The organism is Caldibacillus sp. 210928-DFI.2.18, assembly GCF_020554505.1.
Taxonomy (GTDB): Bacteria; Bacillota; Bacilli; order Bacillales; family Caldibacillaceae; genus Caldifermentibacillus; species Caldifermentibacillus hisashii.
The window spans coordinates 22,939-28,938 of record NZ_JAJCHL010000044.1 but is presented as its reverse complement, the minus strand read 5'-3'; the positions used below and the strand labels follow the sequence as shown (position 1 = coordinate 28,938).

Sequence of the window (6,000 nt, the reverse complement as noted above, 5' to 3'; positions counted from 1 at the left end):
CTTTCTCGTCGTCGTTTTTGCGCCGGAAACTTCTTTTTTTGGCGACGACACCCCTTATCGTCGTCATTTCTGTGCGGAAATCTCCACTTTTTGGCGACGAAACTCATTCTCGTCGTCTTTTTTGTGCGGAAATAAATATACCAACTCCCGCTTCTCCGCTTTCGTTTGTTTATAATATCACATACTATTTTATAACAATTAATCCAATTCATAGTTTTTACCGTTTTGTTAAAAATAATTCATGATTGGTGTCCCTTTCATTTTGGCGATTTTGTGAATTACCTTGTGAAACAGTAAATTTTAGCGTAATTTAATAAGGTAATTACGATTATGAGGTGGAAAACACAAATGGTAAATAAAAGAAAAGGTTATTTTATGTTGTCCGTCTTATGGCTCGCATATGTAACGTTCGCGATGAACTGGGTGGCAGGTTCTTCATTAACACCGCAAATAACGAAAACGTTCTTCGGTGGTCCGGTTGATCCCGTCGTTTCTGAACTTGTTAACTACTCAATCACAACTGCTCGTGTGTTTGCAAATATTTTAGCAGCAATTATTCTCATGCGACTTGGTGCAAAAAAAGCGGTCGGTGTAGGAGTTGGATTGCTTATCATGGGATTAATTGCTATCTGGATGCCAAACTATTGGGCATATACGATTGCACGGATGGTCATGGCGATCGGTGGCTCAATGGTCATTGTCTATATGAACCCGGTCGTTTCCAGATATATTAGTGATCCGAAAGAAAAATTAAAAATCAATGCCGCCAACACGGTTTCTTACAATATCGGAGCTTTTATTGTCGCTGTCTTATTTACTTTGTTTGCCCATCAAATGGTGATAGATTGGCGACTTACGTTAACTTGCTTTGCCTCCATCACGTTAATTTTATTTCTCGCTTGGGTATGGAAAGCTGAAGATTTTACGACAGCGGACGATGCGGGTCCTGATGGCGAATCTTACGGCTACAGAGATGCATTAAAAGACAGCTTCCTCTGGCGGTATGGAATTGCTTTTGCATCCTTTTTAACTCTTTATGTACTTTCACTCGTCAGTTTTAAAAAAGTTTTTGATGAGTATACAATTTTGAACGGTTCGATTACAAACTTGCTGATTTCCGGTTTTGCGATACTTGGAACATTTGCTGGTATATATTTTGGAAATAAAGGATTACCAAGGAAACCAATCTTATTTTTAGCAGGTATCGGTATGGTATCCTCATTTACTTTCACATTAATCTTTGCTAACTCTTTACCAATCTTATCTTATATTTTTGTTTCTATTTCAGGCTTCTGTATGTTCCTTCAATATCCAATCTTTTTGAATCTTCCCCACGAGTTAAAAGGGATGACACCGAAAAAATTGACAATTATGTTTGGACTCTTTTGGGCGATTGCCTATGCGGGACAAACGATTGCGAATATTATATGGAGCTTTATCCTTGGTTCTGCCGGATATGTTCCATCATTAGTCTTCTTTATTGCTGTATCGTGTATCTATATTTTCTTAATACCGACTTTTCCGGAAACAAGAGAAGCACAAGCAGGGAATGTACAAAGAGTTTCATAATTTAACAAAGCATCATATCTATCGGCAAAAAAGATATGGTGCTTTTTGAGTAATCCATTTTTTCCGAAAATAATTTCCTTACTAATATTTGCAGACGAATTATAATATGATTGTCAACCAAAAAAGTTTTACAATAATTTTGACTAAATATGGTTTTAATTATTATTTGTATAATACAGCTTGCTGCTCAAAGCCTAAGGGTTAAGAATATGTACTTTTTAGGTGCAAATCAGTCTGTTCTATAAAATATCGAGCATCTCTCTATTAACCAGAGAAATGCCCGATTTGAAATGATGCATATATACGTGTTCGTCTGCTGATTCGATTATTTTTTCAGTAGCACCGAACATGTCGTGCCGCTTGTATCAATAGCGAGTTCCATTACTTTTGCGGACACCCCGTGGTTTTGTAAAGTTGACTCCATAAAATCAACAAGCTGTGTACAATCACCTGTTGTAAAAGCAAGGATAGTTGGACCTGCCCCGCTGATGACCGTACCAAATGCCCCGTAATTCCTGCAGTTCTTTTGCAATGCTTCAAATCCCGGCAAAAGCGCCATCCGGTACGGTTGGTGAATACGGTCCTCTAAGGCAACTTGTAAAGCGGATAAATCTCCTTTTGCGATTGCGGCGACCAACAATGCCGAGTGGCTAAGGGCATGAACAACATCTTGGCGTGAGTAATCGTCAGGCAAAACTTCCCGCGCTAATTTTGTCGGTAATTCAAAATCCGGAATAGCAACAACGATTTTTAAGCCTTTTGGCGGTGATAGCGGAACATGGGCGTAATCTCCCAATTCATTTTTTGCCGCAACAATGATTCCCCCAAATAACGATGCTCCGACATTATCCGGATGACCTTCCATTTCTGAAGCAAACTGAAAAATTTCTTGTTTAGAAAATGGTTCACCTGCCAGAACATTTGCGGCCACCAAACCTCCGACAATTGCCGTCCCGCTTGAGCCAAGACCTCTTGCCAGCGGGATATCCGTTTCAACTTCAATTTCCAATTCCGGTGTTTGTAGTCCTGCCTTCTTATATAAAAAATCAATCGTTTGGTAAATTAAGTTGCTTTTATCGGTCGGAATGTTTTCTTGATTGTCACCGACTAAATAAAATTTTGTCCGATTAGATTGTTTCACTTTTAATGTTGTGTAAAGTTGGAGGGCCATGCCGACTGAGTCAAACCCCGGCCCTAAGTTTGCCGTACTGGCAGGGACTTTCACATACATATCATACTCATCCATCTTTGCACCATCTTTCTAGCTAGGTTTCTTATCACTACTCAGAAGTTATTTCTTTTTTTCCACGGAGCTAAAAAAGTTTCGAATACAAACATTCGGTCAGAAATGGATGGACTTTTTTCAGTCTCAATTAGAATGCCGATCGATTTTAAATGCCTAACACCTTTAAGACCGAATCATGGTTTGCATCTACTTTTTCCATCGCAAATTCATTTTTCAAAACAATATCCGGATCTTTCAAGCCATTGCCGGTTAAAACACAAACCACCCGTTTTCCTTCTTCAATAAGACCGAGTTGCCGATGTTTAACAACTCCTGCTAGCGATGCGCATGAGGCCGGTTCAGCAAAAATTCCTTCTGAGCTTGTTAACAATTTTTGTGCGGCTAAAATTTCTTCGTCGGTTACCGAGTCGATGCGACCGTTTGATTCATCCAATGCGCGGACCGCTTTATCCCAGCTTGCCGGGTTCCCGATTCGAATGGCAGTTGCCACTGTTTCCGGATTCGTAACCACTTCCCCTTTCACAAGCGGGGCAGCCCCTTCTGCTTGATAGCCGTACATTTGCGGCCGAGTCCCGGCTTTTTCTTTTTCAAAATACTCACAAAACCCTTTCCAGTAAGCGGAAATATTGCCGGCATTGCCAACCGGGATAGCCAAAATATCCGGTGCATCACCTAACTCGTCAACCACTTCAAATGCCGCCGTCTTTTGCCCTTCCAACCGGTATGGGTTCACCGAATTAACAAGGGTAATCGGATATTCACTTGTGATTTCACGCACAATAGATAAAGCATCATCAAAGTTTCCGTTAATAGCAATGATCTTTGCCCCATACATAACCGCTTGAGCCAACTTGCCAAGGGCAATCTTTCCATCAGGGATGAGAACATAGCAATTCATATTGGCACGTGCCGCATAGGCTGCCGCTGCGGCTGACGTATTTCCGGTCGATGCACACATGATAGATGTGCTTCCCTCTTCTAACGCTTTTGCCACCGCCATGACCATCCCGCGGTCCTTAAATGATCCGGTCGGATTTAAGCCTTCATATTTAAAATACAGGTCCAAGCCAAGTTTCTTAGACAGATTATTCGCCCGAATCAGTGGTGTACCTCCTTCATGAAGACTGATTAACGGGGTGTTTTCCGTAATCGGTAAATAGTCACGATATCTTTCTAAAATGCCTGCCATTTTATTCGCCGCCTTCCACTCGATAACAACTTTTTACTTTTTCTATATAATCCACGTTTTCAAACGCCGCTAAGACATTGTTTATACATTTTTTCGAAGCTTGATGGGTAACCAAAATAAGTTCTGCCTTTTTCGGATTACTTGGATACGGTTCTTGAAGAACTTTTTCTAAACTAATTTTTTCCTCAGCCATTAGTTTTGCAATTTGGGCCAATACACCACTTTCATCATTGACGATCAGCCGAATAAAATATTTGGCATAAATATCCTCTTCTCGTTTCAATTTTTTCACATTATAAGGTGTCGCCATATTTCGCCCGTTAACACCAAGCTTGATGTTTTTCACGACCGTCACAAGATCAGATAAAACGGCTGTTGCGGTCGGCAGTTCACCGGCACCCGGTCCGTAAAACATTGTCTCCCCGACCGCTTCTCCATACACATAAACCGCATTAAAAACACCGTTGACATTGGCTAACGGATGAGTACTTTTCACAAACGTTGGTTCCACACTTACTTCAATTAATTCATCATCTTTTTTTGCAATTCCGATTAACTTCATTGTATAGCCTAATTGCTCACCGTATTTAATGTCTTCTAATGTTACTTTAGAAATCCCTCTTACAGATACATCTTCTAAATTCATGCCGACATGGAAACCAAGGGAACTTAGGATGGCCATTTTTCGTGCTGCATCTAAACCTTCTACGTCCGATGTCGGATCTGCCTCGGCATAGCCAAGCTGTTGTGCTTCCTGTAAAACCTCATCAAAAGAAGCTTGTTCATGGCTCATTTTTGTTAAAATATAGTTTGTTGTTCCGTTAACAATCCCCATTATTTTCGTAATCCGATCCGAAGAAAAACCTTCCACAATCGCATTTATAATCGGAATCCCGCCGGCGACACTTGCTTCATAAAATAGGTCACAGCCATGCTCTCGTGCTTTTTTGATGAGTTCCTCCCCATGAATTGCCATTAAATCTTTATTGGCTGTTACGATATGTTTCCCCTGTTCAATCGCTTCTAAAATATAGGTTCGTGCCGGTTCAATTCCGCCCATGACTTCAATTATGACTTCCACTTCCTGATCATAAATAAGTTCCCGGGGATCGGTTGTAACAATATCAGAATTGACAAATATCGACCGCTCTTTTTCAGGATTCCTTACTAAAATCCGACTGACTTCAATGACAGAACCCGTTTGGTTGAAAAAGTCTTCTTTATATGAATCGACTAGCCGGACAACACCGGTTCCAACCGTGCCAAAGCCCATTAAACCGACTTTAATTTTTCCATTCATAACTTTCCTCCCATTTTGCTTCTATATTCCTCTATTGAACAATAATTAAAGGTTTTACAGTTTCATAGAATTGTACATGAAACGGTTGTTAGCTCTGGCCTACGACAACTGCCCGATTAACCCCGTCTACCTGCAGGAGTTCTTCTAAAAATTCTGTTGTGGTAAGCCTCATATTGGCCGTATCGATGGATAAAACAACATTGGCAATTCCTTGGAGTGGTATGCTTTGGTTAATCGTGATCACATTCCCTTCTTTATCTGCCACAAACTGCAGCACTTTTGATAAAATCCCCGGTCGATGTTCCAACAATAGGGAAATGGTAATGACCTTTTGAAAAGTAGCTGCATTAAACGGAAAAATTTTATCCTTATATTTATAGTAGACACTCCGACTAATGCCCACTTGTTCAACCGCATCATGGATCGTCTTTACATTACCCGCGTCCAGCAATCGCTTCACTTCTAACGTTTTCCGAATCGAAATCGGCAAAACATCTCCTTGGATTAAATAAAATTGTTCACTCCCATACAAACTTAGTCCTCCCAAAATATACATTTGTTTATTTATAGTGAACATTGTAGAGCATTTTCAAAAAAATTACAATCCTTTTTATTATTCATTTGTTAAAAGTTTCGTTTATTTCCTTTTGCCAACCAGAAGATTTGTTCTTCAAAAAAGTTACACTAAATTTAATA

At 40.1% G+C, this 6,000-nt stretch carries 6 protein-coding genes; 1 reads left to right on the top strand and 5 read right to left on the bottom strand.

The window, feature by feature from the left end; genetic code table 11:
• On the bottom strand, positions 1 to 212 hold a 212-nt coding region (locus LIZ98_RS10540), incomplete at its 3' end, for a hypothetical protein (RefSeq protein WP_227203044.1).
• Positions 213 to 348: 136 nt separating this feature from the next.
• On the opposite strand from LIZ98_RS10540, the gene LIZ98_RS10535 reads away from it, so the two are divergent.
• Positions 349 to 1,569 carry an MFS transporter gene (locus LIZ98_RS10535; protein ID WP_227139697.1) on the top strand — a complete coding sequence of 407 codons (1,221 nt, stop codon included), beginning with the start codon at positions 349 to 351 and terminating at the stop codon, positions 1,567 to 1,569.
• A 325-nt stretch (positions 1,570 to 1,894) separates the two neighbouring features.
• Here the strand turns inward: LIZ98_RS10535 and thrB are convergent, their stop codons facing one another.
• From thrB to LIZ98_RS10515, 4 genes are all read right to left on the bottom strand, one after another.
• Positions 1,895 to 2,815 (bottom strand): homoserine kinase, encoded by a 921-nt coding sequence (thrB, locus tag LIZ98_RS10530; protein ID WP_034772745.1) that lies wholly within the window; start codon positions 2,813 to 2,815, stop codon positions 1,895 to 1,897.
• Between the two features lie 145 nt (positions 2,816 to 2,960).
• Entirely contained in the window at positions 2,961 to 4,004 is a 1,044-nt protein-coding gene (thrC, locus tag LIZ98_RS10525; protein ID WP_227139698.1) for a threonine synthase, read from the bottom strand.
• A gap of 1 nt (position 4,005) precedes the next feature.
• Entirely contained in the window at positions 4,006 to 5,304 is a 1,299-nt protein-coding gene (locus tag LIZ98_RS10520; RefSeq protein WP_095142379.1) for a homoserine dehydrogenase, read from the bottom strand.
• A gap of 88 nt (positions 5,305 to 5,392) precedes the next feature.
• Positions 5,393 to 5,836, bottom strand: coding sequence for an ACT domain-containing protein (locus LIZ98_RS10515; RefSeq protein WP_227139699.1), 444 nt, complete (start codon positions 5,834 to 5,836; stop codon positions 5,393 to 5,395).
• Between the last annotated feature and the right edge of the window lie 164 nt (positions 5,837 to 6,000).

What these genes read in the sequence shown, in the direction of transcription:
- LIZ98_RS10535 (WP_227139697.1), top strand. Translation starts at nt 349, where the DNA reads ATGGTAAATAAAAGAAAAGGTTATTTTATGTTGTCCGTCTTATGGCTC.
- thrC (WP_227139698.1), bottom strand. Translation starts at nt 4,004, where the DNA reads ATGGCAGGCATTTTAGAAAGATATCGTGACTATTTACCGATTACGGAA.
- LIZ98_RS10520 (WP_095142379.1), bottom strand. Translation starts at nt 5,304, where the DNA reads ATGAATGGAAAAATTAAAGTCGGTTTAATGGGCTTTGGCACGGTTGGA.
- thrB (WP_034772745.1), bottom strand. Translation starts at nt 2,815, where the DNA reads ATGGATGAGTATGATATGTATGTGAAAGTCCCTGCCAGTACGGCAAAC.